Raw genomic sequence first — 25,030 nt, forward strand, 5'->3', positions numbered from 1 at the left:
AGACGGGAGTGATCCTAAAGATGGCTCGCAAAAAATACAGTTTGAAATCGAGAGAAGGAAAAGAAGCAGTTACCGGCTATTTTTTCCTCCTTCCGGCACTGCTCTTGCTATCTATTTTTCTTTTATATCCAATGGGAGCTGCCTTTTATTATAGTTTCACAGATTTCTATATTCTTCGTCCGAATGATGTGAACTTCATCGGATTAGAAAACTTCCAAATGATCATAAGTGATTTGGAGTTTCGGAATGCTTTAGCGAACACACTTTACTTTACAGTACTTGTCGTGCCAGTCCAAATTAGTGTTGCTTTAGGACTTGCGTTATTAGTAAACAAAAACTTAAAATTTAAGATTTTTTTCAGAACGGCTTATTTTTCACCGGTCGTCATGTCACTTGTGGTTGTTTCGATCTTATGGACATTTATGTACAACCCTAATGAAGGACTAATTAATGAGTTTTTAGGGTTATTGGGCATTCCGCCTCAACCTTTCTTAACGAGTCCGGATCAAGCGATGAACTCTATTATTGCCATGTCTGTATGGCAAGGGGCAGGGTTTCAAATGATGATCTTTCTTGCCGGACTGCAAAATATTCCGAAACATTTGTATGAAGCAGCTGACATTGACGGGGCAAATACATTTCAGAAATTTTTAAACGTTACGTTGCCTGGCCTTCGGAATGTTTCGATGTTCATTTTTATTACGATTACGATTGCGGCATTTAAACTGCTCGTTCAACCGATGATCATGACACAAGGCGGTCCACTAGGCTCGACAAAATCTCTTGTCTACCATATTTATGAAGTTGGCTTTAACTACCGTGATGTAGGTTATGCATCTGCGATGGCCGTGGTATTTACTGTTATGGTATTAATCATTACGATTATCCAAAGATTTGTCATAAAAGAGGAAAGGGGGTAATGAAGGTGAAAAAAGACGAATTAATGAAAAGAACACTGTTGTATGTCATTATGAGCTTCTTGGCTGTCATCTTCTTATTCCCGCTTGTCTGGATGCTCATGTCATCGTTTAAGCAAGACGTGCAAATTTTCCGTGACATGACATCGATAAAGGCATTCCTTCCACCAATGCCAGGGGACATTGAGGGGGGTTATTTACAAAACTATTTGATGGCCTTTGAACGTGTGAACTTATTTCGCTATATCCTGAACAGTTTAATTTATACGATTGGGATTATCTTTTTTGGACTTATTGTCAATTCAATGGCAGGGTATGCACTAGCGAGATTCAACTTCCCACTAAGAAGCTTCTGGCTAGCAGTCATTATCGCTACGTTAATTATCCCACCGGAAAGTATTTTCTTACCTCTATATGTACTTGTTTATAATCTCGGTTGGGTTAACACATATACAGCCTTAATTGTTCCGTTTATAGCAAATGCTTTTGCGATTTTTCTATTCCGACAGTTTTTCTTAGACTTCCCAAGAGAACTAGAAGAAGCAGCAAAAATCGATGGGTGTTCTCAAATCGGGATTTTCTTTCGGATCATCGTTCCGCTCTCAAAGCCTGTCTTTGCAACAGTTGCGATTGTCTTGTTTATTAATCACTGGAACGACTTCTTATGGCCATTAGTTGTTGCAAATGATGACAGTATGCGAACAATTCAAATTGGCCTTCAGTTTTTCATGAATCAACCTCCCGTTCAATGGGGGCAAGTTATGGCAGCCTTAACGGTTGCGACGATACCGATGCTGTTGATCTTTATTTTCCTACAACGTTATTATGTTCAAGGATTGGCTCATACAGGGTCGAAAAACTAAGACAAGGCGGAGGTAATCATGTCAAAAGTATTATGTTTAGGTGAAGCGTTAATCGACTTTATCCCAACACAAAATGGTCATCCATTGAAAGGTGTGGAGCAATTTAAAAAAGTAGCTGGGGGAGCACCTGCAAATGTCAGTGCTGCCATTGCAGGTTTAGGCGGAAAATCGTACATGATCGGAAAAGTAGGAGATGACCCCTTCGGTGATTATTTAATTGAGACGTTAAAAAATAAAGGTGTTTACAGTGATTATCTTGTTAAGACGTCTAAAGCAAAAACAGCATTAGCCTTTGTTTCTTTACAGCAAGATGGGGAACGAGATTTTATGTTTTATCGGGAGCCGTCAGCAGATATGCTTCTTGAAAAAACAGAGATAAAAAGAGAATGGTTTAAAGAAGCAGGGATCTTTCATTTTGGTTCGATTTCTCTCATTGATGAACCGGTCAAAGGGGCAACTTTAGAAGCGATAAAGCAAGCACACGACAATGACTTCATTGTTAGTTTTGACCCAAATATCCGTCTTCCGTTATGGGAGAGTGAAGATGAGGCTAGATTCGAAATTTTACAAAGGATTCCGAAAGCGCATCTTTTAAAGGTGAGCGAAGAAGAGCTTTTCTTTTTAACAAGTATAAAAGATGAACGTAAGGCTGTTTCTGGTTTGATGACTGGCTCCGTAGAAATCATTGTTGTCACAAAAGGCGCCGATGGGTGTGTTTATTACACCAGGAAAACTTCTGGTGCTGTGAAGGGGATAACCGTAACACCGGTAGACACGACAGGAGCTGGAGATGCGTTTGTTGGTGGACTCTTATACAAACTGAGCCAACAAGTAGAAGACATAGGAGATTTTCGAAGAATACTAGAAAATAAAGCTAACATTGAGAGAGCGTTATTTTTTGCCAACGTTTCCGGAGCGCTTACAACAACGAGAAGAGGAGCAATTGCAGCTCTTCCTTCCTTTGAAGAAGTGAAGTTTGCTTCATCTTGATTGGTTGATATAGAAATATGTTAGAGAGTTAGGAGTGTTGAATTTGTCGGTTTTAAAACAAAACAAGGACAAAAATTATTATACTGAAGCATATAGACCACAGTTTCATTTCACCCCGGAGAAAAACTGGATGAATGATCCAAATGGCCTCGTTTACTATGAGGGAGAATATCATTTGTTTTATCAATATCACCCTGATGGTCTCAAGTGGGGCCCGATGCATTGGGGGCATGCAGTAAGTAAAGATATGCTTCATTGGGAACATTTACCTATTGCCTTAAAGCCTGATGAACTAGGGATGGTCTTTTCGGGGAGTGCAGTAGTAGATTGGCATGATACGTCTGGATTTTTCAATGGCGGTCATGGACTTGTTGCGATTTATACTAGTGCCACTGAAGAAGTACAGCAGCAAAGTATTGCTTATAGTTCAGATAATGGGCGTACGTGGACAACGTATGAAGGGAACCCGGTTATTCCTAACCCGGGGATTGAAGACTTTAGAGATCCGAAAGTATTGTGGCATGATGAAACAAGTCAATGGATTATGGTGCTTGCTGCAGGACAGGAGATTATGTTTTACGGCTCACCGAACTTAAAAAATTGGACGCATTTAAGTAACTTTGGCGAAGGTGAAGGTTCACACGATGGGGTATGGGAATGCCCGGATTTGTTTGAGTTGTCAATTGAAAACGATAGCAAAGGTGAAACCCGGTGGGTACTGCAAGTAGATGTCCAAGATGGTGCAAATGCTGGAGGCTCAGGAGGCCAATATTTTGTCGGGCAGTTTGACGGAAAAGCTTTTAAGAATGAAGATAAGCCAGAACGAGTTCGTTGGGTAGATTACGGGAAAGACTTCTATGCAACACAATCTTTTTCGGATATCCCTAAAACAGATGGTCGCCGCATTTGGCTTGCCTGGATGAGTAACTGGCAATATGCAAATGAAGTGCCGACTGACCCGTGGCGCAGTGCAATGAGTCTACCTAGGGAAGTCACGCTACAAAAAGGTGAAGATGGAGATATTATTCTAATTCAAAAACCAATTAAAGAGATTGAAAACCTAGAAAATGAAACATTTGTTGATAAAACACATAGAGTTAACAAAGGTGAAGAAGTGATAATTACGTCTCAGCCAAATGAGCCGTTTATGCTTGAAGTAGAAGTGGATATTTCTGCTGATAACACATCTGGTATCCGTTTGTTTGATACGAAGGAAAATGAAGCAGCAGCCATTACCCTTGATCGAAAAAACGCTAAGCTTACGATAGACCGGGCAGAAATGTTTAATGGCCATTTTCATAAGGAATTTCCTGCAAAAACGACTGCTCCACTTCCTTCATTAGCAGGTAAGGTGGATTTACAAATCATTGTTGACAAAGGAAGTATCGAAGTCTTTTTAGAAAATGGAAAAATCACATTAACAAACTTAGTTCTTCCAAAACAAAACAGTGATTTTGTGATTTCAGCGTTTGCCGAAAAAGAAGATGTAAACTTGCACATTACAGGTAAAACGTTAAAATCTGTATGGGTATAATAATAAGGGACTGTACCTTACAATAGGGGCAGTTCCTTTTCATTTACTAAGGATTTATTTACAACATGGGGACGAAACGGTAAAATATTCATTTGAACCGTTTGGTGATGAAAGGGAGAAAGCAAATGCAACTTGGTGGAACATCTGGAGTAATTTATCGAGTTTCTGACTGGCTGATGAAACTTGCCGTCGTTAATGTCATGTGGATAGCATTTACAATTTTAGGTTTAGGCGTTTTTGGCTTTTACCCGGCGTTTATTGCAATGACAACGATAATTATAGCGTGGAAGAACGGGGAGAACCCACCGTATATAAAAACATTTTTTCAAACATATAAACGGGTCTTTTTAAAAGCAAATAATGTTGCACTAGGAGCGATCCTACTTACCTTTTTATTGTTTGTGAACATGTCGATTATTCGCTATTTTGAAGGTTTTCTTTTTTACTTTTTTTTCGTAAGCACGATTATGTTGATCTTGGTAGTGTGGAGCTCGCTAGTACTTGTTGCAATTGCGTATGGAAGAGAAGCTGAAACTTTTCATGTAAAGGACCACTTCCAGCAAATGTGGATGATGATGGTGATGCATCCATTCAAATTAGTTGCTCTCATTCTTGGAATTGCGACTGTTGTAGTAACGATCTTGTTTTTCCCTGCGATTGCACCGTTTTACAGTGTAAGTGTACTCTCGTGGGTGGGTGTGTCATTGTTTTATAGCAATGCACAAGAAGCTGACTAACATATTCTTAGATTGAATTCGTATAATGATGAAACACATGAGTTTTAGGGGAGTGAACTTATGTGTTTTTTTTTAGGTTTGATTACTAGCTCTGGCAGAATGTCTTATGTAATTTAAACGCATTTTTATTGAGTCATTATTTTCCATTCGCTATGATAAAACTAGAAATAGAAGAATGACTTTTGCAGCTCTATAAAGGTATAAAGGGGGAAAGGTATGGGAGTTGAAGAAGCAGGTATAAAAAATGAGTTGTTAGATTTAGATGCACGCACGATTGCCATGCTTATTAAAGAGAAAAAGATTTCGAGTGTTGAAGTTGTAAAAGCGTATATCAATCACATAAAAAGAGTAAATCCGAATATTAACGCACTCGTAGAGGACCGCTTCAATATAGCGCTCGAGGAAGCGAAACAAAAAGATTTTCAATTACAAAATGGCGAAACAACAGGTATGCTTCATGGAGTGCCAATTAGTGTGAAAGAATCACTCCATGTTTCAGGGATGATTTCTTCTGGCGGAATGGTTGACCTAAAAAATAACAAGGCAACGGAAGACGCCCTTGTTGTAGAACGTCTAAAAAAAGAAGGCGCAATTATTCTAGGAAAAACAAATACGCCGGAACTATGCTTTTGCCAAGAGACTGAAAATAAACTTTATGGTAAGACGAACAACCCGTGGGATGTGACGAAAACAGCTGGTGGGTCGAGCGGTGGTGAAGCGGCACTGCTAGCGACAGGAGGAGCAGCTGTTGGGATCGGATCTGATATTGGTGGATCTATTCGTTTTCCGAGTCATTTTAATGGTGTTGTCGGGTTTAAACCAGGAATGTTTCGCGTATCACAAAAAGGACATTTTCCATTTGTCACCCACCCGTTACAACAACGTATGATCGGAATCGGACCGATCGGAAAGTCTGTGTCAGATATGGAAAAAATGTATGAAATCATATCAGATCATAAACCAAAATCAAAGGATCTAACAGATTTTACGATCGAGATGCTTCCAAAAGAAACGGGATATCCTTTATCTGCAGCAACAGATACGATCCTTTCAAGTGTCGAAGGTACCGTTCGTAAATCTTTTACTGTCACGAAAAACATTCCCCCATACTTTAAAGAGAGTGGTCAAGTATGGCAGGAGATCATGTCTATCAATGGCGGAGAAGAAATGAAAAATATTATTTTTCATAATCAAAAGCCACGGATTTTTTCCACATATATAAAAGAACGCATAACGAAGAAAACAAATATGCACGCTTACTTATCATGGGCGTTAATTGGCGCGAATATATTTAAGCCTTCTGAAAGTCGACTAGAACAAATTAATGAGATGATCAAAGTAGGAGATGAACAAATCACAGATTACTTACAAAACCGCCTGCTCATCTACCCTGTTTATTATTCAGGTGCGAAAAAACACGGCTCCGTCTATAAAGAGTTGTTCTCATTTCGAAAAACGTTTCTAACTTATATGCCATACATTGCCTACGCAAACGTCTGGGGATTGCCATCATTAGTCGTGCCAGCCGGCACAGATGAACACGGCATGCCGGTAAGTATCCAGATAATTAGCGGTAACGAAAACGAATTTGCGCTCTTCCAGCTCGGTAAACTCATTGAACAAAAACACCGCGGTTATGTGAGATGTAAATGTTAGGCACAAGGGTTGTGAAATTGAGCACTGAAACAAATAAATAGTAAGAAATGAATGGCCCTGCTTTAGGATATAGTGGTGGGTTGTAAAAACATTGGAGCTGTAATTCATGATAGAATTACAGCTTATTTCTGTTCCATCAGCTTCTTCATCGCCGGTACATCTGCTGGTGCCCACTTCAATGATTCAAGATTATCTCGTTTTAACCAGATCAACTTAGCATGTTCACGTGGAACGGGGGAGCCTGCGATAATGTGAGTCTTTATACAAATCAACTGAATCACGATATCATCATATTCATGGATATGTTCATGAAACACTTCGCTAGTAGTTTCAATGGTACAACTTAGTTCCTCTTGAATCTCCCTTTTGAGTGCAGTGAAGATGTCTTCATTATTTTCCACTTTGCCGCCAGGAAACTCCCACATGTTTGCCATACTCATCTGAGGTGATCTAAGTGCACAGAGGATTTGTTGATGGTCATTTTCAATAATAGCGCCAACCACTTTTACTTCTTTTTTCATGTGTATCGCTCCTGCTTTTATCGTTTCCATGATTATACCATTTAGTGTTAGGAACTTTTTGCTAACATCAGGTACTTGGTGTTTTTATTATTATTAAGGATAGTGTAATCGAATTATTCCGTGGCAAAACTTACGGTCAGTAAAAAATCGCTCTGTTGTGTTAGCGAATTAACATACGAGAGGACAGTTAACTGTCCTCTCATGCCCTCTCGTTCCCTAAGGTTGCATATATCGTGATTAAGACCCCTTAAACTCTATTTGTTAACGCTTACATTCACTAATTGACGTGTATCCTCACTACCTTGTGTCAACCCCTTGAAGTCAATATTCAGCATGTTACGATAGATACTGGATTAAAAAAACAGAGGTTTGAGACGACATCTTTGTTTTTACAAAAAGGAGAACGAACATTAATGTCTAAAAATATACGTGTTGCGTTTATTGGTGCTGGAAATATGGCCGAGGCGATGATTTCTGGTATCGTAAAAACGGGAACACTTGAACCACATGAAGTCATTGTTACAAACCGAAGCAACGAAGAGCGATTACTAGAATTGCATAATCGATATGGCATTCAAGGGATGGTTCGCGACCGTTTACCGATTGAGTCGGTTGACGTGATCGTTCTTGCGATGAAGCCAAAGGATGCCGAGCAGTCGCTATTGTCGCTTAAAGATCAACTTCGACCAGATCAAGTTGTCATGAGTGTTTTAGCTGGGATTTCAACGTCGTTTATGGAAGAGCATTTGCAGTCAGGTCAGCAAGTGATTCGCGTGATGCCAAACACTTCTAGCATGCTTCAGGAGTCGGCAACAGCGATTTCGCCAGGTGAGAACGTGACGATGAAAAATGTGAAGCTTGCGAAAAAATTACTGAAGGCAATTGGCGAAGTTTACGTCATCGAAGAAGATCAGATGGACTTGTTTACAGGTATTGCAGGGAGTGGACCTGCTTACTATTATTACTTGATGGAACATATCGAAAAAACAGCGAAAGAAAATGGTATGGATCCAATCCAAGCAAGAGAAATCGGTGCTCAAACAATTTTAGGTGCTGCCAAAATGATGCTTGAGCGTGATGAATCACCAGCAAAGTTACGCAAGAATATCACATCGAAAAACGGAACAACTGCATCCGGACTTGAAGCTTTAGCTGAAAACGGTGGCGGCGAAGCAATCAAAGCTGCTATTGAAGGTGCGATGAATCGTTCGAAAGAAATTAGTGAAGAGTTAGAGAAAGTAGCGGTTCTGCAGTAAAAAAAACAATATAACTTAAGTTCATGAATAATGAACCTTTTGGCTGGAAAACCAAGAGGTTCTTTTTTTTTTGACTCTGAACTCCTGATCGGAGTTTTCGCAACGAATGGGGCTTACATATTTATATGGTTTCGAGTGCAAAATATGGAAGAAAATGAAGGTCGACAAGGGAAGTTATTTTGGAGGTGGTTTATCTTGGATTTACATTTCGTATGGAAAGCAGTTGTCATCGTTTTCGGCGGAGTTCTTATATTACGTCTTGCAGGTAGAAAATCGATTTCACAAATGACTGTAGCGCAGACAGTCATGATGATTGCGATTGGTTCATTAATTATTCAGCCAGTTGGTGACCGAAATATTTGGATTACGATGGTTATTACCTTTTTACTTGTACTTACCCTGCTATTTATCGAGTACATCGTACTAAAAAATGACAAACTAGAACGTTTTTTTTACAGCCAATCGGTAGTCGTTGTTGAGAATGGCCAAATTCTTGATAAAAACTTAAAAAAACTACGGTTAACGGTTGATATGCTTGAGTTGCGAATTAGGCAACAAGGGATACAAAACATCAGTGATGTACAATGGGCAACGATTGAATCAAATGGTCAGTTAGGATTTATGCTAAAACCTGAAAAACAATATGCAACAAAAGAAGATATTGAAAAATTGAGATTGCTGATTAGGCAAGCGTTACCTCATTCTCCAAATCAAACCCCTATAACGCACCCAAGTTCTACAGAAAATCTATTTACAGAGATAGCACATAACAAACATAAGCAGCAACCACCGGAGCACTTGAAATAATGAAGAGAGGAATTGTATGTATATGAATAAAACATTGTTCATAACTCTTTCAAAATGGATCTTTTGGGGTGGAATCATCGGTCTCGTTATTGGTTCCACAACGGCCTTTCTCTTAAATACAAATGATTTTCTTGGTGAGGTGCGAGAACGAAATTCTTGGTTAATTCTTTGCCTTCCGATAGCAGGGGGAGTTCTTGGATACCTCTATATGAAATGTGGAACGAGTGCTGGTACGGAGTTATATAAAGGGAATAATCTCGTAATTGAAGGAGTACATGGGAAAACGACGGTGCTCCGCAGGTTAGGACCTCTTGTCTATTTTGGGACATTTTTAACTGTCTTATTTGGCGGGTCAACAGGCAGAGAAGGTGCTGCAATTCAAATGGGAGGGAGTGTAGCTGAAGCTGTAAATAAGTTCTTTAAAGTCCACCTCATAGACAAGAAGATCTTATTGATGAGTGGAATAAGTGCAGGGTTTGGAGCTGCATTTGGTACGCCAATTACAGGTGCTGTGTTTGGTATGGAAATGACCGCTCTAGGTAAACTGAAATATGAAGCCCTTGTCCCTTGCCTTACCGCAAGTTTTGTTGGTCATTTTATGACTGAAAAAGCTTGGGGAGTAGAGCATGAAACATTTATTATTCAATCTGTACCAGAATTGTCAGTTATATCGTTTGGAAAAGTCATTTTTTTAGCGATTCTTTTTAGTTTAGTGAGTGTTTTATATTGCCAATTAAGGCACGGAATACATACGCTTTCAGAAAGATATACGAAGAAAAATCATATGGTCAGAGCTTTTATTGGGGGATTAATTATTGTCGCTTTGACTTATATGATAGGTTCTTATGAATATAACGGACGTAGCTTAGATATGCTTGAAGAATCTTTTAAACATGAGGTCCCTCCGTTTGCTTTTCTTGCTAAGCTAGTCTTTACAGCAGTTACGTTAGGAACGGGTTTTGTAGGAGGGGAAGCAATCCCGTTATTTTTCATTGGGGCAACATTAGGAAATGCGTTATATCCACTTATTGATTTTCCGATGTCATTTCTAGCTGCCTTAGGTATGGTCGCAGTATTTACTGGAGGTGCAAATACTCCAATAGCTGCCTTTCTTTTAGGAGTGGAGATGTTTGATGGAAAAGGGATTGAATATTTTTTTGTCGCCTGTTTAACGAGCTATCTTTTCTCTGGTCACCATGGACTGTGGCCATCTCAATCGATCCATGAACCAAAAAGCCGATTGTATCAAGTTGCTATTGGAGAAACGATTAAAAATGTGGAGAAAAAGAAAAAAAGTTAGTGTCTAGTATTTTAAAATGATGTTCACCAAGGTCTTGATCATTCGTTGAAATAAAATGTAGGTGAAGAGCTAAAATGTCTCTCAACTACGTATGACGGTATATGAAAATGTTTGAACCTCCTGTTGACTAGAGGGGAGGTCTTTTAAGATAAAAGTCTTTACCAATTAGGCATTTGTGCTTTATGTTGCTCAACCCAACTCATGCAATAGTTAGGATCGATGTGGTTTTTTAAACATTGTTGGAAGAACAGTTGAATGTCTAGTTCATTACAATCTTCCCAAGATCCACAAGTGTTGTGGAATATATTCTCCATTTTTTCTTGTGCAGCATTTCTATTTGTCATGGTTATTCCTCCTGAAAAAACGTACTGATAACGATCATTAATCAGTCTGTCCAATCCTTGTCACTGTAAACATAGGGCAATTATGAGCATTCCTTATAGAAACCACCTCGTAATAAAAAGATTCGATTGTTTTATAGCGGGAGCATTGTTATTCTAGAAAAGGATGAATGGCTTTTAGAAGAGGTGGAACATTGTGAATGTCATGTTATATGATTTATTTTTAGTGTTAATCGGAATTGTGCTAGGAATGATTGTAAAGGACCCATTAAAAAATCTTGTGACAGGGAAGTATAAAGAAGATGCGCGTCAGAAAAAGCGTGTGAAACTTTTACTTTATATTAGAGGGAACAAAACGAAGGATCATCCAACTACTGAAGAGATGGCAGAGAATGTCTTTTCGGGAAAACTTGATATACGTACCGTAACAAAGCTTTTACAAGAAGTTGAAGAAACTGGATTGATAAGAGGGGTTACAAATAGAGATCAAGATGAAGGAAAAACAAAGTGGATATATCAAAAGCAAAAATAAAAGGAGCGGTCCCCAATGCATTTGAAGATTTTCATGCATTGGATGGACAGCTCCGTTTTGTTTAAAACGGGTTTGTGGCCCATTGCGCGGCAGTTTTAATAAATGTACGCTGTTCTAATTTGAGGTTATTTACGATATATTCTGCTACATCTTCAGCTTGCGTATATTTGTCTGGGTTCCAATCGTGATTATCTCTTCCGCGTGTGAAATCTGTTTCTACTAGACTAGGGGTTAATACACTAACGCGTATGTTATGGGGCCGAACTTCTTGCATCAGTGATTCACTCATACCGATAACGGCAAATTTTGACGCACTGTAAGCACTTGAGCCTTCTGTCCCTTTAAGCCCGGACATAGAGGAGATATTGACGATGTCTCCTTTATTCTTTTCAATCATGGCTGGTAGGGCGGCTTGCGTAACGTGAACGATCCCCATTACGTTCGTATCTAATACCTTTTTCCACTCATCTGTTGGTAATTCGAGGAATGATCCGCGAACACCGACTCCTGCGTTGTTAATTAAAATATCGATAGCTCCGAATTTATCTTCAATTTTTTTAACTGCTAGTTGCACTTCTTGCTCGTTTGCAACGTCAGCAACTGCTGTAACAAAGGTTGCATCAAGAGCTGTTAGTTCTTTTTCAACAGATTGAAAGCTTTCTTCAGAGCGTGCAATGAGGCCCAGTTCAACGCCTTCTTTGGCGAGGGCAATAGCAGTTGCTCGTCCAATTCCTCTGCTGCCACCAGTTATCAGCGCTTTCTTTCCTTCTAATGATTGCATTTTCACATCATCCTTTCTTTATGTCTTTGCATTATTGTATCTGTATGGAAGTAACAAGAACAACAAAATGCTCAAAAAAGGAGCGAAGCATCCTTTTTTCTACCATATATTTACCAGGTGCCAGGCACCTGGTAAATATATGGTAAGTAGGTTGGGGTTGCAGGTATAAAAATGCGCGAATATCACATCCTAATAAACAGTTTTTAATACATATTAGGTTGGGTGAGGTATGTTCATGGAGACAAGCTGGCTGTCGATTATTCCATTTTTATTAGTAATACCAATTGCGATTATTACAAGACAAGTGCTTCCGGGCCTCTTAGTTGGTTTGCTTGTTGGGGCTTACTTAATCAACCCAACGATACTTGGCGGTGTTCAAACGATGCTTGATTATATTGTTCAAGCATTGATTGATGTTAATAATATAAAAATAATCGTCTTCTTATATGCGTTTTCAGGACTCGTTGGCATTATAAAAATGAGTGGGGGAATTAAAGGTTTTGTTGAAGCAGCTTCAGAACGGATTACGACGAAGAAACAAGCACTTGTATTAACATATTTATCAACAATCGGGACCTTTAGTGCTCCTACCTTTCGTTTTGTAACGATTGCACCTATCATGAAGGCGCTGTTGAAAAAAGTAAAGATGTCGACAAAAGAACTAGGCTTTGTTATTGAAACGACAGCAACTCCTGTTATCGTCCTAATTCCAGTTGCCACTGCGTTTGTTGGATATATGGTGTCTGTCATACAAATTTCTATCGAAAATGTCGGCAGTGACCTCGATCCATATGATTTGTTTTTACAAAGTATCCCGTTTAACTTTTTTGCTATTACAATCATATTTTTAGGAATTTATTTAAGTTTTTTCCACAAGTCTCACTCAGGTGGTCCAATGGAAATTGATGAAGAGGAAGTCGAGGAAGAGGAAGAAGATTGGCATGATTGCCATCCGGCTGTATCAAAAGAATTGCCAGATAAACCTTTGAACTTACTCGTACCAATCATTCTTGTGATCGGTCTTACGTTATTTTTGACATGGTGGGATGGCCATCAGCAAGGTCACTCCTTATTCGATGCATTCATTAATGCAGATGTTTTGCAAGCGATGGTTGTTGCGTTAATTATCACGGTTTTAGTGTCTATCGTCATGTTCCTTTTCCAAGGGGTGAAACTTGCAGATTTAATCAACAGCTTTATTGCAGGTGGTAATGAATTGATGGCAGTTATTGTTTTATTATCGGTCGTGTGGGGGTTATCTTCTGTAACCGACGATCTTGGTTTTTCTGGGTTTGTTACAGCACATACAGCCTGGATCCCAGCCATGTTTATAACACCCCTTTTGTTTGTATTCGGTGCTGCCGTCTCATATTTTATTGGTTCAGCTTGGGGGACGTGGGGGATTTTAATGCCGCTAGGAGTGTCGCTTGCTTATGCAGGAGACATCTCACTCCATGTGACAATCGGTGCAATTTTTGCTAGTGGTTCGTTTGGTGCGTTTGCGTCACCGCTTAGTGACGATACGAATACGATAGCGAAAATATTAGGTCTCACGGTTGTTGATTATGCGAAATTCAAATTGAAGCCTGCATTAATTGCGGCAGGGATAACGACAGTGTTATATACAGGAGTTTCGTTTCTTATATAATCGATTCTTAGGCAGGGGAGATGTGAGCAGTTATATTCCTTGTTATGGTGTTTAATAATAATGATTTTAAGTTACGGACAAATTGTTATTTTCACGGATAAATCGAAAAAGTCGCGGATAAATCGAAAAAGTTGCGGATAAATTGAAAAAGTCGCGGATAAATTGAAAAAGTCGCGGATAAATCGAAAAAGTCACGGATAAATCGAAAAAGTCACGGACAAACCGAAAAAGTCGCGGACAAATCGAAAAAGTCGCGGACAAATCGAAAAAGTCACGGATAAATCGAAAAAGTAGCGGACAAACCAAAAAAGTCGCGGATAAATCGAAAAAGTCACGGATAAATCGATAAAGTAGCGGATAAATCGAAAAAGTCGCGGACAAATCAAAAAAAGTCGCGGACAAATCGAAAAAGTCGCGGACAAACCGAAATTCTCACGGACAAACCAAAAACCTCACAAAAAAAATACGATAAAAAGAAGCCGAGCTTTCATGAAAAGCTCGGCATTTTATCTTACGTCGGATTCAAGTCTTCTTCATCTGGGCCTTTTACTTTGCTTCGTGCTAACTTCTTCTCTTTTTCAGGTCCACGATCAGGTCTAGGCTTTGGTTTTATTTCTCCTTTAAATGCTTTTAGCATTGAGAATGTTGTAACGAATAGGATTAGGGTCAGCGGGAACGCACTGACAATAATCGCTGTTTGCATGGCTTCAAGTCCTCCTGAAGCCATCAAGACGACGGCTGAAGCTGCTAAGATTAAGCCCCAAATGTACTTTACAACGTTTGGCGGTTCAGTACTGCCGTTTGTTGTTTGCATTCCAAGAACAAAGGTTGCGGAATCAGCAGAGGTAATAAAGAACGTGCTGATGAGAAAGATCGTGATAATTGACAGAAGACCGCTTAACGGCAACTGTTCATAAACAAAGAACAAGGCTGCTTCAAGTGCTTGTCCAGATACGTCCAGTCCCATTGTATACTCGTAAAAAATACCTGTTCCCCCAAACACACAAAACCATAGTGTACAAACAAGTGTCGGGGCAAGTAAAACGGCGATTACAAATTCCCGTACGGTTCTCCCTTTTGAAACGCGGGCGATAAACGTTCCAACAAATGGTGACCATGCAATCCACCAAGCCCAATAGAAGATTGTCCAACCTTGAAGCCAAGCGGCACTACCTTCATCAAAGGGGGATAAGCGCAGCCCCATAGCTGGAAGGTTTTGTACATAACTTCCTAAAGTTGTGACAAATAAGTCTAATAAAAAGATAGTGGGACCAAGGATGATCACAGCTAAAAATAAAATGACCGCTAATGCCATATTCGTATTACTTAAATATTTAATCCCTTTTTTGATCCCTGTGCCAGCACTAATTAAAAACAATACTGTAACAGCAGCAATGATTATAAATTGAATCGTAAAGTTATTGGGAATGCCAGTTAAATAGCTTAAACCACCATTGATTTGTGCTGCACCTAAACCAAGCGATGCGCATACACCAAAAATGGTTGCAAAAACGGCGACAATATCGATAATCGTTCCGGTTTTCCCTTTTACTTTGTCCCCAAGTAAAGGTATAAGCGTTGCACTCATTAAACCAGGATATCCTTTTCGGAATTTAAAATAAGCAAGAGCGAGCGCAATGATCGCATAAATGGCCCAAGCATGAAATCCCCAATGAAGGTATGTATACCGTAAGCTCATAATTGCTGCTTCACCGGTATCACCTTCAATGAATGGTGGATGGGCAAAGTGGGCAATAGGTTCGGAAACTCCAAAGAATAATAAGCCGATCCCCATTCCGGCACTAAACAGCATTGCGAACCAAGTTGGGCGGCTGAATTCAGGTTTATCATCGTCTTTACCAAGCTTAATTTTCCCGTACTTGCTAAAGATAAGGTATAGGGCAGCTACGAGAAAGAAAGTAGCAGCGATTTGATAAAACCAGCCGAAATTTTGCAGGAAAAATCCTAGTGTAACATCCATGACGCTTCCTAAATGTTCGGGTGAAATGACACCCCAAAGAACAAAAACTAGCGACAGGACAATGGCTATCCAAAAAACAGTCGATACTTTATTCATGAGATAAAGCCTCCTTTATCTCTATTCTTTGAATTTCATTTGTTTTTATGTAAGGCACTGTTAAATCTTATTGTTGTTTTTCCGAATTTGTTGGTAAATCACAGACGATCCCACTTATGCCTATAAGTGTAAAGAAGTCACCATGAATAACGAACTTTAACAGAGGTTAATGTAGAAGTGTTAAAATAGTGTGTGAAGATCTTATTATTGCAACAATGTATAAAAAGGAAAAGGGATTCGCTCTTAATTAGGGGGGGGAAAGATCCTCTCAATGCAACATTAATCATTCCTATATTACCTAACTAAAACTGCCTTGAAGGAGCCTAGTGATGAGTCATTTAAATGAATTTGTGAACCAAGCGATAAAGAAATACGATTTTAGTAAAGATCATGTTGAAACAAATAGAGCGTTAGTGAGAGAAGCAATTGAATTTTATCAATTAAAGTCATATGAAGAAGTTGAAATAACTAAAGAAGGCACAAACAGAATATTACATTTGCACTCGATTATGGATGAAAACCTCTTGTCTAAAATAATCGAACTTGCAATAAAAAGTAATCCCCCAAGTGTGGAAGCGGTGTACAATGGACGAGTCATTAGGTATTATTAGTAAAAAAAATGAGGGGGTGTCTCCATAGATGTAATATAGGGTTCACCGGGGGACAACTCTCTTTTTACACGTTAAAAACTAAAATTTTTTTTGCTGAGCGCAGCTACGGCTCTCATTTTGCGAAAAGGCTCGGCAGGTGCTGAGTTTTCTTTATAGCCACTTTCTGCTCTTGTTTAATGGAGTGATAACTTAAAGAAGTCACAGTAAGTAAGATCATGAACATACCGATTAGCTGCATAGATGTTAAAAATTGTGCTAGTACGATGATGCCAAAAATCGATGCGGTAATAGGCTCGATCATTGCAATAATAGACGCAATTCCAGGTGAAACTTTTTTCAACCCATGGACATAAAGGAACACAGATAAACCTGCTCCTAAAAAACCTAGAAGGATAAACCACACTAAGTCTTGATAAACAGTAATGACCATGCCAAATTGCCACTTATTTGCCAAAAGGAATAGGGTAAAAAACTCTACTAATGCAGAAACGTTTAAAATTGTCATCGTATTTCCATGGCCTGAACTATATTTATAAGCAAAAATAAAAACAGCATAAGATAAACCAGATAATAGGCCACTAATAATACCGATTACATTCATATTAGGCAAATGAATATTGTAAACCCCTGTTAATAAGATAATTCCAATCATGACGATAAATGTAGAGGCTAATTTAAAAGTAGTCATGGTCTCCGTTTTAAAGATAAATGCAATAAAAAGCACAAAAATAGGAGCAGTGTACATAAGTGTTGCTGCAATCGGTACGTTTGTGTAAGCGATACTGATGAAATAAAAACCAATATTTCCAGCCATACCAATTCCGGCCACAGATGACCAAATAACGAGTGGTTTATTAAGTGTTAACGGAGTATGTTTTCTGCATAAAAACCAAATAATTAAGAAGAGTAAGCCGATCAACGCACGAAATGCAGCAATGACGATAGGGTCCCAACCTTTATTTAATAAAAGACCTGCAACACCACCACCTATCCCCCATAAAAATGCAGCGAGGATCACAAAAAGTATACCCTGAAAAAATTCGCTTTTTTTCACAAGCACCCTCTCCTTAAGAAGCCGTATTTAAGCATTATATTAATCTTAAGAAACTGAAAGTACGGAGTGTTGACATAAAGTGAAATTATATTATAATAACGACTTCCCGCTTAAGAAAAAATAAAACGGTTAACACCACACCGGTAGTTCACTATTTATAAAAACAAAACGATTTGTTAAGCTAAAAAAGATATAGGCAAATTGATTTTAGATGGAGGATTCATACAATGACAAACAAACACATCATCTTTTTTGATATAGATGGTACGCTTTTAGACGAGGATAAAAACTTGCCTGAAAGTGCTAAAGAAGCAATTTTTTCATTAAAAGAACAAGGACATGAAGTAGCGATTGCAACGGGACGTGCACCGTTTCTGTTTGAAGATCTTCGTGAGGAACTGAGCATTGATACATACGTCAGTTACAACGGTCAGTATGTCGTATTAAATGGAGAGGTCATTTATAAAAATCCATTAAATAAAGAGGCGCTTGAGTCATTAACAGAGGTAGCAGTGTCAAATGAACATCCAGTTGTTTTTATGGATCATGAAGATATGAAGGCCAATGTTCCAGACCATGACTATATTAGTGAAAGTATTCGTAGTTTGAAGGTGAAACATTATCCAACACATGATCCAAAGTATATCGATAGAGAATTATACCAGGCATTACTATTCTGTAAGGAAGGCGAAGAAACAGGCTATGAAGAGCGATATAAAGAGTTCGACTTTATACGCTGGCACGAATTCTCTGTGGATATCCTTCCTGCGGGTGGATCGAAATCTGAAGGGATCGAAAAAATCGTTGAAAAGCTTGGTATTGCAAAAGAAAATCAAGCAGCGTTTGGAGACTCTTTAAATGACCTTGAAATGTTAACGGATATTGAAAAGAGTGTTGCGATGGGGAATGGTCATGAAAGAGCGAAAGAAGCAGCGAAGTATGAAACGAAGCCAGTGAGTGAAGATGGTATTATGCATGGGTTAAAAATGATTGGATTACTCTAATTAAGGTGCTTGTCGTTAGTTGTGGAAAGCTTCCACACTTATGACAGGCTCTTTTTAATGGAAATTAATTGAAAATTTTGGTAAAATAAAATTTGTATTTTCTGTAGCAATATATTCAATCATTTCGAGCGGGAGGGGCATAACTTGGTGAAAATGAATAATTATTTATTAATCCCTGGGGGATTACTACTTGGTTTAGGGATCGGGTTAGCACTTGGTCACCCTGGACCTGGATTGTTTATTGGGTTAGGTTCTGCGTTCGTTGTAGCAGCCATCGTGCAAATGTTTGCTAGTAAAAAGTAGAGTCAAATAACTTGATGAGTTCACTTACAAATGTGTAGGTGAACTTTTTTATACTACGAGAATCAATAAAATTATAGTCGATGACAGCCCCTGCGATTACTCGTCGCAACTCTTAGTGTAATTATAGGAGTTGAGCTTGTGACAACGAAGGCTTACTTCCACAGGGTGCGGTGACTTCAGCGTTGAACACAGAACGTGATTGACGATAGCCGAAGTTCCTCATAAGGATAAAGCATAAGCGCTTCAATGTAAGCACACTTCGCTTACTAAGAATCTCTGTAACGATAAACTATGCTTTAATACGAAAAAAGGGCGCAAAATAGCGCCCGTATAAGTTTCTATAAAACCTTGTTTTTCATTAATATACTCTATCACCGTTGAAGATCGAACTTTTGACGACAACATAGTCTACGTGACGGATGGCGTCTAGCTTACTTCCACCTGCGTAAGAAATGGATGATTGGAGGTCCTGTTGCATTTCAATAAGTGTATCCATTAATGAACCTTTATGTTCCACGTACATTTTTTTCCCTTCAACGTTCTTTTTTTCACCTTTTTGGAACTCAGAAGCAGAGCCAAAATATTCTTTATAAAGCTTTCCATCCTTATCAACCGTCTCACCAGGTGACTCTTCGTGTCCAGCAAACAGAGAACCAACCATCACCATCGTTGCACCGAAGCGAATTGATTTTGCGATGTCACCGTGTGTGCGGATCCCGCCATCAGCAATAATTGGTTTACTAGCAGCTTTTGCACACCAGCGAAGGGCAGCTAACTGCCAACCACCAGTACCGAATCCGGTTTTAATTTTCGTAATACATACTTTCCCTGGGCCAATTCCAACTTTTGTAGCATCAGCACCCGCGTTTTCTAACTCTCTGACTGCTTCAGGTGTCCCAACGTTACCGGCAATGACGAAGCTTTCAGGAAGGTATTTTTTAATATGTTGCACCATTTTTATGACTGCATTAGAGTGACCGTGCGCAATGTCAATTGTTATGAATTCTGGTGTAAGGTGTTCTTCTTTCAACTGACGAACGAACTCATACTCCTCATCCTTTACCCCAACACTTATGGAAGCATATAATCCGCGTGCCTTCATTTCTTTTATAAAAGAAATACGCGTTTCTGGTTCGAATCGATGCATAACATAGAAATAACCATTTTCGGCTAAAAATAAAGCAATCTTCTCATCTATAATCGTCTGCATATTTGCTGGGACGACTGGTAGCTTAAATGTATGCCCACCTAAAGTTACTGTAGTATCACACTCTGATCGACTGTTTACAACACACTTTGCGGGAATTAACTGAATATCTTCGTAATCAAACACATTTTCCATAACTTCCACCCCTAAAATACGAATGTTTATTTGTTTTTGTGAAATCAATGTTCGTACATAGAGTAATTTACACGATAATAAAGGTGATGTCAAAGTATTTTCATAATTTCATATAAAAAATGGACTTTTAGTATATGGATCAATTTCATAACTCAAAATAAGGTGGGAAATTCAAAATGTGAGCGTGAACTTCACTTGAGACGGACGCTTTCCCAAGGGCTTGTCTTCAGCTAACTTAGGCTTGACAACTCTTCGCCTAAGTGGATCTTCAGCTCGTTGCTCCTGCGCCACTACGCTTGCTCGTCGCAGGTAAAGAGTGCTCCTGCGGTTACTCGTCGCAGACTCCGTGCCTCTTCCTCTTCAAGCTCTTCTTGGAAGTGGATGCGTCGAGGCAGCTCGAAGAATATTCGGTGAAGCAAATGCTCGTTGCTCCTGCGGTTACTCGTCGCAGACTCCGTGCCTCTTCCTCTTCAAGCTCTTCTTGGAAGTGGATGCGTCGAGGCAGCTCGAAGAATATTCGGTGAAGCAAATGCTCGTTGCTCCTGCGGTTACTCGTCGCAGCTCGAAGCAGTTCGAAGAAGTATTGCTCGTCGCTGATTCTCTGGGAGTCGCCGTCTTTAGTTACGTTCACTTATAAACAAAACTTGGCTTTTCGTTAAAGAGCTTCTTAGTAAGCGAAGTGTGCTTACTTAGAAGCTCTTATGCTTTAGTGCAAGTCTAAATGGCGAAAGCCTTAGTTGCAGTTATACTATCGACCATAAATTATTAAATTCTGATAGTACAAATAAAACGTACATTTAATGGGAAAAATTTAATAGCATTCGTTTCATTGCGCAAAAAACGGAATGATGAAATTGATTCATATAGATGGATGTAGTAAAGGTTCACTAGTAAAACATGGGGAGGTAATTAAATCGGTGAAGTTGCACGAGTAGGAGAGTCGCAAGTGAAGGAAGGAAGTCGCAAGTAATCCGAAAAAACTTGGTGAATTGAGAAAATCATGAACAAATCATACTCACGAACAAACCTCCCAAAAGAACCGATCAACCTTCATAAATGCTATCCTTCCTGAAACTGATACATGAAACGTTCCATATAGTACATAAACAATTGATTATAGTAACCAGAAAAGTACGAGTTACTTGCATGGCCTGCAAATGGCATTAAAATTAAGGCTGCATTTCCACTTCCGTTTTCATCATACGTTTGATCGAACTTTTTTGAAATGCTCTCGTCAACAAGGCCATCGTGTGTTCCTTGGAATATTAATGCAGGAGGGCTATTTTCATCTACTAAGAGTGCAGGTTCTGACAATTCTTCTTCGCCTTCTATTCCGAGAAGTGGCGCTAATCCATTTGCGGGATAAATAGGAATAATACCCTTTACATGAACGTTCGGATTTAAGTCATTATATTTTCCAGTTGCTATTCCTAATCCGACAGCATTTGCTAATTGCCCGCCTGCAGAGCTCCCTGATATAAAGACAGAATCTAGATTAGCATCAAATGTATCGTGGTTTTCCACTAAAAAATCAGTAAAGATACCGATGTGGCGTACCATATCATCAATTGTAAATCCAGCAACCGTGTGCCCAGGTACACTGAGGAATTTAAAAAATTTCTCTTCATGACTAAGTCCGTGTTGTACATCGAAAACAACGTATCCTTGACTTGCAAAGTGCTTACTCACTTGAATGTTATTTAAAGATCCTTTATCTCCGGCTGTCCAACCGCCGCCATGGATACGTAATAACACAGAGTTGTTACCAGGTAAATCTGTACGGTTTTCAGGTGGCAAATACGCATCGAAATGTAGTGAAATCCCCTTGTCTACACCAGCTTTTCCTTCATAAAAAAGAACATCTTCCATTACACGATATTCACCAGATGGTGTGCCGAAGAAATATTTTGGGAGAGAAAAGTGTATATTGGAAACGTTAATATGTTTATCTTCAGGAATGATGTTTTCTGTTTTTTGATCAAAAGCTTTTATATAGTGAGCTTCTACATCATCGATTGCAAATAATGTCGTTACAAGCGGTAAACTGAAAATAACGGTTAAGGCAATTCCAATAGTGGAAATAAATATTTTTAGAAATAATGAGGTCTTAGATGAAAACATGTTTAACATGAGCACGCTCGCCGCAAGAAAAATAAAACTTAAAAATAGTGAGTGCTGAGGTAAACCCATTTCAATGAAGTTACCGCTTTTTCCTCTTAATAGTTGGTAGGATAAATACACCCCCAGTAATAAAAAAATGCTTAAAGCTATGAGGCATTCGACCTTCAATACCGTTTTCGTTGCGTTTTTCATTCGACTATTTCTCTTGTATTTACCATTCGTTTTGTCACGCAATTTTAGGATAGATACGACAGCACCTAATGCAAATAGAGAAAAAATCAAAGTGATGGACACAACACTTTGAGATGACATATTCGAAATATCGATCGATGCCCGTTTGTTCATAATTGGAATGGTAATCATGGCAACGATTGTAAAAAGTAAATAGAGATAGTCCATGCCTCTTATTCCACTTTTATATAGGGTTACGATGATATTGAAAAGTAGTGTAAATAGGAAACCCCCCCCGTAAATATTCCACATTTTATGATAATCATTTATGACTAAGTAAGCGATCCCAAGTAAAATTGACAAAATATTAGAAGCGACTAATGCCATTATGAAAAAATGTGCTTTTCTTTTTTCATATGTTTGGGAACTGTTCATGTTTGTTGCTCCTTCTAGAAAAATAAAATTTCTTTTGACTATTAATTTGTCACGTAAGTTGGATTCAATACGAGAAATTCTTCTTTAGATGAATTTATCGAAAATTCTTTCGATTATATTTTAATAGCGCCTGTTCTCCTTTATAATAGAAATAACCTTCGGAATCCGAAATAATCCAGGTTCAAAATATGAGAAAGGAATGATATGAATGGGGAAGACGTTAATGAGGTCTGAAGTTCCTATTGAACAAACATGGAACTTAGCGGACTTATTTGCAACAGAGGAAGCTTGGGAGAGTGAATTAAAGGCCATTGAAAGCGATATTGAAATGGTGACGAAATATAAAGGGAAACTTGGAGAGAGTGCAGTGGTACTGTTAGATTGTTTACAAGCAAAAGATGCACTGCAAGAACGTGTCATGCGTGTGATGACATACGCTCATCTTCGTCAATCTGGTGATGGGACAGATCCAAACAATCAAGCGAATTCCGCCCGAGTCGGCTCACTTATGTCCCAAGTCAATGCAAGTACATCATTTATCCGGTCTGAAATCCTTGAACTCGATGATCAAAAGATTGAAAATTACATAGAGCAAGAAGAAGGGTTGAAGGAGTATGAAAAAACATTGTCGGATTTATTGGAAATGAAGCCTCATAAGCTTAGTTCTGATGCAGAAGAAGTACTAGCCGCTTTTAGTGAAGTGATGAATGCACCTTATATGACTTATGAACGTAGCAAGACGTCAGACATGCAGTTTTCTTCTTTTACGACAGATGACGGTGAAGAACATCCGTTAACGTTTAATTCATTTCCTAATTACGAAGGCTCTTCAGATACAGAGCTACGTCGAAACGCGTATGACTCGTTTGTTGCGACACTAGAGCAGTATAAAAATACGTATGCTGCGACATATGCGACAGAAGTGAAAAAACAAGTCGTTGAAGCGCGCCTTAGAAACTATGATTCAGTTACAGATATGCTCCTTCATGAGCAACAAGTCACGAAAGAGATGTATCATAATCAGTTAGATACAATACAAACGGAGCTTGCGCCACATATGCGCCGTTATGCGAAGTTGAAAAAACGTGTTCTCGGGTTGGAACAAATGAAATTTAGTGATCTGAAAGCGCCACTTGATCCAGAATTTGAACCTGAAATTACGTATGAAGAAGCATCAAAGCTTGTCCTAGAATCACTTGAAGTGATGGGGCCTGAATATATGGAGATCATGAAGCAAGGAGTGCACAGTCGCTGGGTTGATCGTGCTGACAACGTCGGAAAGCGTTCTGGAGCGTTCTGCTCAAGTCCTTATGGTGTTCACCCGTATATTTTAATGACGTGGAGTGATTCGATGAGAAATGCGTTTACGCTTGCGCATGAACTAGGTCATGCCGGTCACTTCCGGTTAGCTGGTCGTTATCAAAACATCTCGAATACTCGTCCGTCTAGATATTTTATAGAAGCCCCGTCAACAATGAATGAGATGTTATTAAGCCAGCACATCTTAGCGAAGCCAAATGATGATCGAATGCGCCGGTGGGTCATTCTCCAGTCCTTAGGAACGTATTATCACAACTTTGTCACTCATATTTTAGAAGGCGAGCTTCAACGTCGTGTGTACGACTTAGCAGACGAAGGAACGCCAATTACGGCTAAACTTCTATGTGAGCAAAAAAAGGAGTTGTTGTCGCAATTTTGGGGCGATGCGGTTGAAATCGATGACGGGGCAGGGTTAACGTGGATGCGCCAGCCTCATTATTATATGGGACTATATCCATATACGTACTCTGCAGGGTTAACCGCCTCAACAGCAGCCGCGCAAACGATCAAGGAAGAAGGGCAACCGGCTGTTGATCGATGGATTTCTGCTTTAAAAGCTGGAGGAACGTTAAAACCACTCGAGCTTATGCAGCTAGCTGGCGTCGATATGTCAACACCTGATCCGATTAAAAAAGCCGTAGCTTACGTCGGTACCTTAGTCGATGAGCTGGAAAGAAGTTTTGAATAAATAAGAAATTCTATTTATAAC

General features: G+C 39.2%; 22 protein-coding genes. 15 read left to right on the forward strand and 7 right to left on the reverse strand.

Going from position 1 to position 25,030, the window contains the following annotated elements:
- The first annotated feature begins 20 nt into the window (after window positions 1-20).
- The 6 genes from LGQ02_RS03695 (at window position 21) to LGQ02_RS03720 (ending at window position 6,697) form a co-directional block, all read left to right on the forward strand.
- Window positions 21-920, forward strand: coding sequence for a carbohydrate ABC transporter permease (locus LGQ02_RS03695; RefSeq protein WP_226516887.1), 900 nt, complete (start codon window positions 21-23; stop codon window positions 918-920).
- 5 nt (window positions 921-925) lie between these two features.
- Window positions 926-1,780 carry a carbohydrate ABC transporter permease gene (locus LGQ02_RS03700; RefSeq protein WP_404802377.1) on the forward strand — a complete coding sequence of 285 codons (855 nt, stop codon included), beginning with the start codon at window positions 926-928 and terminating at the stop codon, window positions 1,778-1,780.
- An 18-nt stretch (window positions 1,781-1,798) separates the two neighbouring features.
- Window positions 1,799-2,770 carry a PfkB family carbohydrate kinase gene (locus tag LGQ02_RS03705; RefSeq protein WP_226516889.1) on the forward strand — a complete coding sequence of 324 codons (972 nt, stop codon included), beginning with the start codon at window positions 1,799-1,801 and terminating at the stop codon, window positions 2,768-2,770.
- A gap of 43 nt (window positions 2,771-2,813) precedes the next feature.
- Window positions 2,814-4,304, forward strand: a complete 1,491-nt coding sequence (locus tag LGQ02_RS03710) for a glycoside hydrolase family 32 protein (protein WP_226516890.1) — start codon at window positions 2,814-2,816, stop codon at window positions 4,302-4,304.
- A gap of 125 nt (window positions 4,305-4,429) precedes the next feature.
- Complete coding sequence (locus tag LGQ02_RS03715; protein WP_226516891.1) at window positions 4,430-5,041, forward strand: YesL family protein; 612 nt, start codon at window positions 4,430-4,432, stop codon at window positions 5,039-5,041.
- A gap of 216 nt (window positions 5,042-5,257) precedes the next feature.
- The gene (locus tag LGQ02_RS03720) at window positions 5,258-6,697 is read left to right on the forward strand and encodes an amidase (protein ID WP_226516892.1); all 1,440 of its coding nucleotides are present in this window, start codon (window positions 5,258-5,260) and stop codon (window positions 6,695-6,697) included.
- A 122-nt stretch (window positions 6,698-6,819) separates the two neighbouring features.
- On the opposite strand, the gene LGQ02_RS03725 is transcribed toward LGQ02_RS03720, so the two are convergent.
- Entirely contained in the window at window positions 6,820-7,248 is a 429-nt protein-coding gene (locus LGQ02_RS03725; protein ID WP_319003512.1) for a (deoxy)nucleoside triphosphate pyrophosphohydrolase, read from the reverse strand.
- 383 nt (window positions 7,249-7,631) lie between these two features.
- On the opposite strand from LGQ02_RS03725, the gene proC reads away from it, so the two are divergent.
- The 3 genes from proC to LGQ02_RS03740 all read left to right on the forward strand — a co-directional run bounded on the left by proC (window position 7,632) and on the right by LGQ02_RS03740 (window position 10,581).
- Window positions 7,632-8,474, forward strand: coding sequence for a pyrroline-5-carboxylate reductase (proC, locus tag LGQ02_RS03730; protein ID WP_226516893.1), 843 nt, complete (start codon window positions 7,632-7,634; stop codon window positions 8,472-8,474).
- Window positions 8,475-8,669: 195 nt separating this feature from the next.
- Window positions 8,670-9,281 carry a DUF421 domain-containing protein gene (locus tag LGQ02_RS03735; RefSeq protein ID WP_226516894.1) on the forward strand — a complete coding sequence of 204 codons (612 nt, stop codon included), beginning with the start codon at window positions 8,670-8,672 and terminating at the stop codon, window positions 9,279-9,281.
- Window positions 9,282-9,297: 16 nt separating this feature from the next.
- Entirely contained in the window at window positions 9,298-10,581 is a 1,284-nt protein-coding gene (locus LGQ02_RS03740; RefSeq protein ID WP_226516895.1) for a voltage-gated chloride channel family protein, read from the forward strand.
- A gap of 158 nt (window positions 10,582-10,739) precedes the next feature.
- On the opposite strand, the gene LGQ02_RS03745 is transcribed toward LGQ02_RS03740, so the two are convergent.
- A complete protein-coding gene (locus LGQ02_RS03745; protein WP_226516896.1) occupies window positions 10,740-10,925 on the reverse strand; it encodes a hypothetical protein in 186 nt (61 codons plus the stop codon).
- A gap of 202 nt (window positions 10,926-11,127) precedes the next feature.
- Between LGQ02_RS03745 and LGQ02_RS03750 the strand changes: the two genes are divergently transcribed.
- On the forward strand, window positions 11,128-11,454 hold the full coding sequence (locus tag LGQ02_RS03750; protein ID WP_226518210.1) for a hypothetical protein: 327 nt from the start codon (window positions 11,128-11,130) through the stop codon (window positions 11,452-11,454).
- A gap of 61 nt (window positions 11,455-11,515) precedes the next feature.
- Here the strand turns inward: LGQ02_RS03750 and LGQ02_RS03755 are convergent, their stop codons facing one another.
- Window positions 11,516-12,235: a 3-ketoacyl-ACP reductase gene (locus tag LGQ02_RS03755; RefSeq protein WP_226516897.1), complete on the reverse strand. Its 720-nt coding sequence runs from the start codon at window positions 12,233-12,235 to the stop codon at window positions 11,516-11,518.
- A gap of 235 nt (window positions 12,236-12,470) precedes the next feature.
- Here LGQ02_RS03755 and LGQ02_RS03760 point away from each other — a divergent pair, with 235 nt between their 5' ends.
- Window positions 12,471-13,883, forward strand: a complete 1,413-nt coding sequence (locus LGQ02_RS03760) for a Na+/H+ antiporter NhaC family protein (RefSeq protein WP_226516898.1) — start codon at window positions 12,471-12,473, stop codon at window positions 13,881-13,883.
- 511 nt (window positions 13,884-14,394) lie between these two features.
- Here LGQ02_RS03760 and LGQ02_RS03765 read toward each other — a convergent pair.
- Complete coding sequence (locus tag LGQ02_RS03765; protein WP_226516899.1) at window positions 14,395-15,960, reverse strand: glycine betaine uptake BCCT transporter; 1,566 nt, start codon at window positions 15,958-15,960, stop codon at window positions 14,395-14,397.
- Between the two features lie 329 nt (window positions 15,961-16,289).
- Here LGQ02_RS03765 and LGQ02_RS03770 point away from each other — a divergent pair, with 329 nt between their 5' ends.
- Complete coding sequence (locus tag LGQ02_RS03770) at window positions 16,290-16,571, forward strand: DUF6407 family protein (RefSeq protein ID WP_226516900.1); 282 nt, start codon at window positions 16,290-16,292, stop codon at window positions 16,569-16,571.
- A gap of 112 nt (window positions 16,572-16,683) precedes the next feature.
- Here the strand turns inward: LGQ02_RS03770 and LGQ02_RS03775 are convergent, their stop codons facing one another.
- The gene (locus LGQ02_RS03775) at window positions 16,684-17,625 is read right to left on the reverse strand and encodes a DMT family transporter (RefSeq protein ID WP_226516901.1); all 942 of its coding nucleotides are present in this window, start codon (window positions 17,623-17,625) and stop codon (window positions 16,684-16,686) included.
- A gap of 227 nt (window positions 17,626-17,852) precedes the next feature.
- Here LGQ02_RS03775 and LGQ02_RS03780 point away from each other — a divergent pair, with 227 nt between their 5' ends.
- Entirely contained in the window at window positions 17,853-18,629 is a 777-nt protein-coding gene (locus LGQ02_RS03780; RefSeq protein WP_226516902.1) for a Cof-type HAD-IIB family hydrolase, read from the forward strand.
- Window positions 18,630-18,773: 144 nt separating this feature from the next.
- On the forward strand, window positions 18,774-18,932 hold the full coding sequence (locus tag LGQ02_RS03785) for a hypothetical protein (protein ID WP_226516903.1): 159 nt from the start codon (window positions 18,774-18,776) through the stop codon (window positions 18,930-18,932).
- 358 nt (window positions 18,933-19,290) lie between these two features.
- Here LGQ02_RS03785 and guaC read toward each other — a convergent pair whose 3' ends face one another.
- Both guaC and LGQ02_RS03795 read right to left on the reverse strand, forming a co-directional pair.
- Entirely contained in the window at window positions 19,291-20,274 is a 984-nt protein-coding gene (gene guaC / locus LGQ02_RS03790; RefSeq protein ID WP_226516904.1) for a GMP reductase, read from the reverse strand.
- Window positions 20,275-21,333: 1,059 nt separating this feature from the next.
- On the reverse strand, window positions 21,334-23,001 hold the full coding sequence (locus LGQ02_RS03795; RefSeq protein WP_226516905.1) for an alpha/beta hydrolase: 1,668 nt from the start codon (window positions 22,999-23,001) through the stop codon (window positions 21,334-21,336).
- A 208-nt stretch (window positions 23,002-23,209) separates the two neighbouring features.
- On the opposite strand from LGQ02_RS03795, the gene pepF reads away from it, so the two are divergent.
- Window positions 23,210-25,009: an oligoendopeptidase F gene (gene pepF, locus LGQ02_RS03800; protein ID WP_226516906.1), complete on the forward strand. Its 1,800-nt coding sequence runs from the start codon at window positions 23,210-23,212 to the stop codon at window positions 25,007-25,009.
- Window positions 25,010-25,030: the final 21 nt, after the last annotated feature.

Origin of the sequence: Bacillus shivajii (genome assembly GCF_020519665.1) — a bacterium.
GTDB lineage: Bacteria > Bacillota > Bacilli > Bacillales > Salisediminibacteriaceae > Bacillus_CA > Bacillus_CA shivajii.

Bases quoted from the DNA above. Each gene is read 5' to 3' on its own strand.
- LGQ02_RS03695 (WP_226516887.1), top strand. From the start codon at position 21: ATGGCTCGCAAAAAATACAGTTTGAAATCGAGAGAAGGAAAAGAAGCA.
- LGQ02_RS03705 (WP_226516889.1), top strand. From the start codon at position 1,799: ATGTCAAAAGTATTATGTTTAGGTGAAGCGTTAATCGACTTTATCCCA.
- LGQ02_RS03715 (WP_226516891.1), top strand. From the start codon at position 4,430: ATGCAACTTGGTGGAACATCTGGAGTAATTTATCGAGTTTCTGACTGG.
- LGQ02_RS03720 (WP_226516892.1), top strand. From the start codon at position 5,258: ATGGGAGTTGAAGAAGCAGGTATAAAAAATGAGTTGTTAGATTTAGAT.
- LGQ02_RS03725 (WP_319003512.1), bottom strand. From the start codon at position 7,248: ATGGAAACGATAAAAGCAGGAGCGATACACATGAAAAAAGAAGTAAAA.
- proC (WP_226516893.1), top strand. From the start codon at position 7,632: ATGTCTAAAAATATACGTGTTGCGTTTATTGGTGCTGGAAATATGGCC.
- LGQ02_RS03740 (WP_226516895.1), top strand. From the start codon at position 9,298: ATGTATATGAATAAAACATTGTTCATAACTCTTTCAAAATGGATCTTT.
- LGQ02_RS03745 (WP_226516896.1), bottom strand. From the start codon at position 10,925: ATGACAAATAGAAATGCTGCACAAGAAAAAATGGAGAATATATTCCAC.
- LGQ02_RS03750 (WP_226518210.1), top strand. From the start codon at position 11,128: ATGTTATATGATTTATTTTTAGTGTTAATCGGAATTGTGCTAGGAATG.
- LGQ02_RS03755 (WP_226516897.1), bottom strand. From the start codon at position 12,235: ATGCAATCATTAGAAGGAAAGAAAGCGCTGATAACTGGTGGCAGCAGA.
- LGQ02_RS03760 (WP_226516898.1), top strand. From the start codon at position 12,471: ATGGAGACAAGCTGGCTGTCGATTATTCCATTTTTATTAGTAATACCA.
- LGQ02_RS03765 (WP_226516899.1), bottom strand. From the start codon at position 15,960: ATGAATAAAGTATCGACTGTTTTTTGGATAGCCATTGTCCTGTCGCTA.
- LGQ02_RS03770 (WP_226516900.1), top strand. From the start codon at position 16,290: ATGAGTCATTTAAATGAATTTGTGAACCAAGCGATAAAGAAATACGAT.
- LGQ02_RS03780 (WP_226516902.1), top strand. From the start codon at position 17,853: ATGACAAACAAACACATCATCTTTTTTGATATAGATGGTACGCTTTTA.
- guaC (WP_226516904.1), bottom strand. From the start codon at position 20,274: ATGGAAAATGTGTTTGATTACGAAGATATTCAGTTAATTCCCGCAAAG.
- LGQ02_RS03795 (WP_226516905.1), bottom strand. From the start codon at position 23,001: ATGAACAGTTCCCAAACATATGAAAAAAGAAAAGCACATTTTTTCATA.
- pepF (WP_226516906.1), top strand. From the start codon at position 23,210: ATGGGGAAGACGTTAATGAGGTCTGAAGTTCCTATTGAACAAACATGG.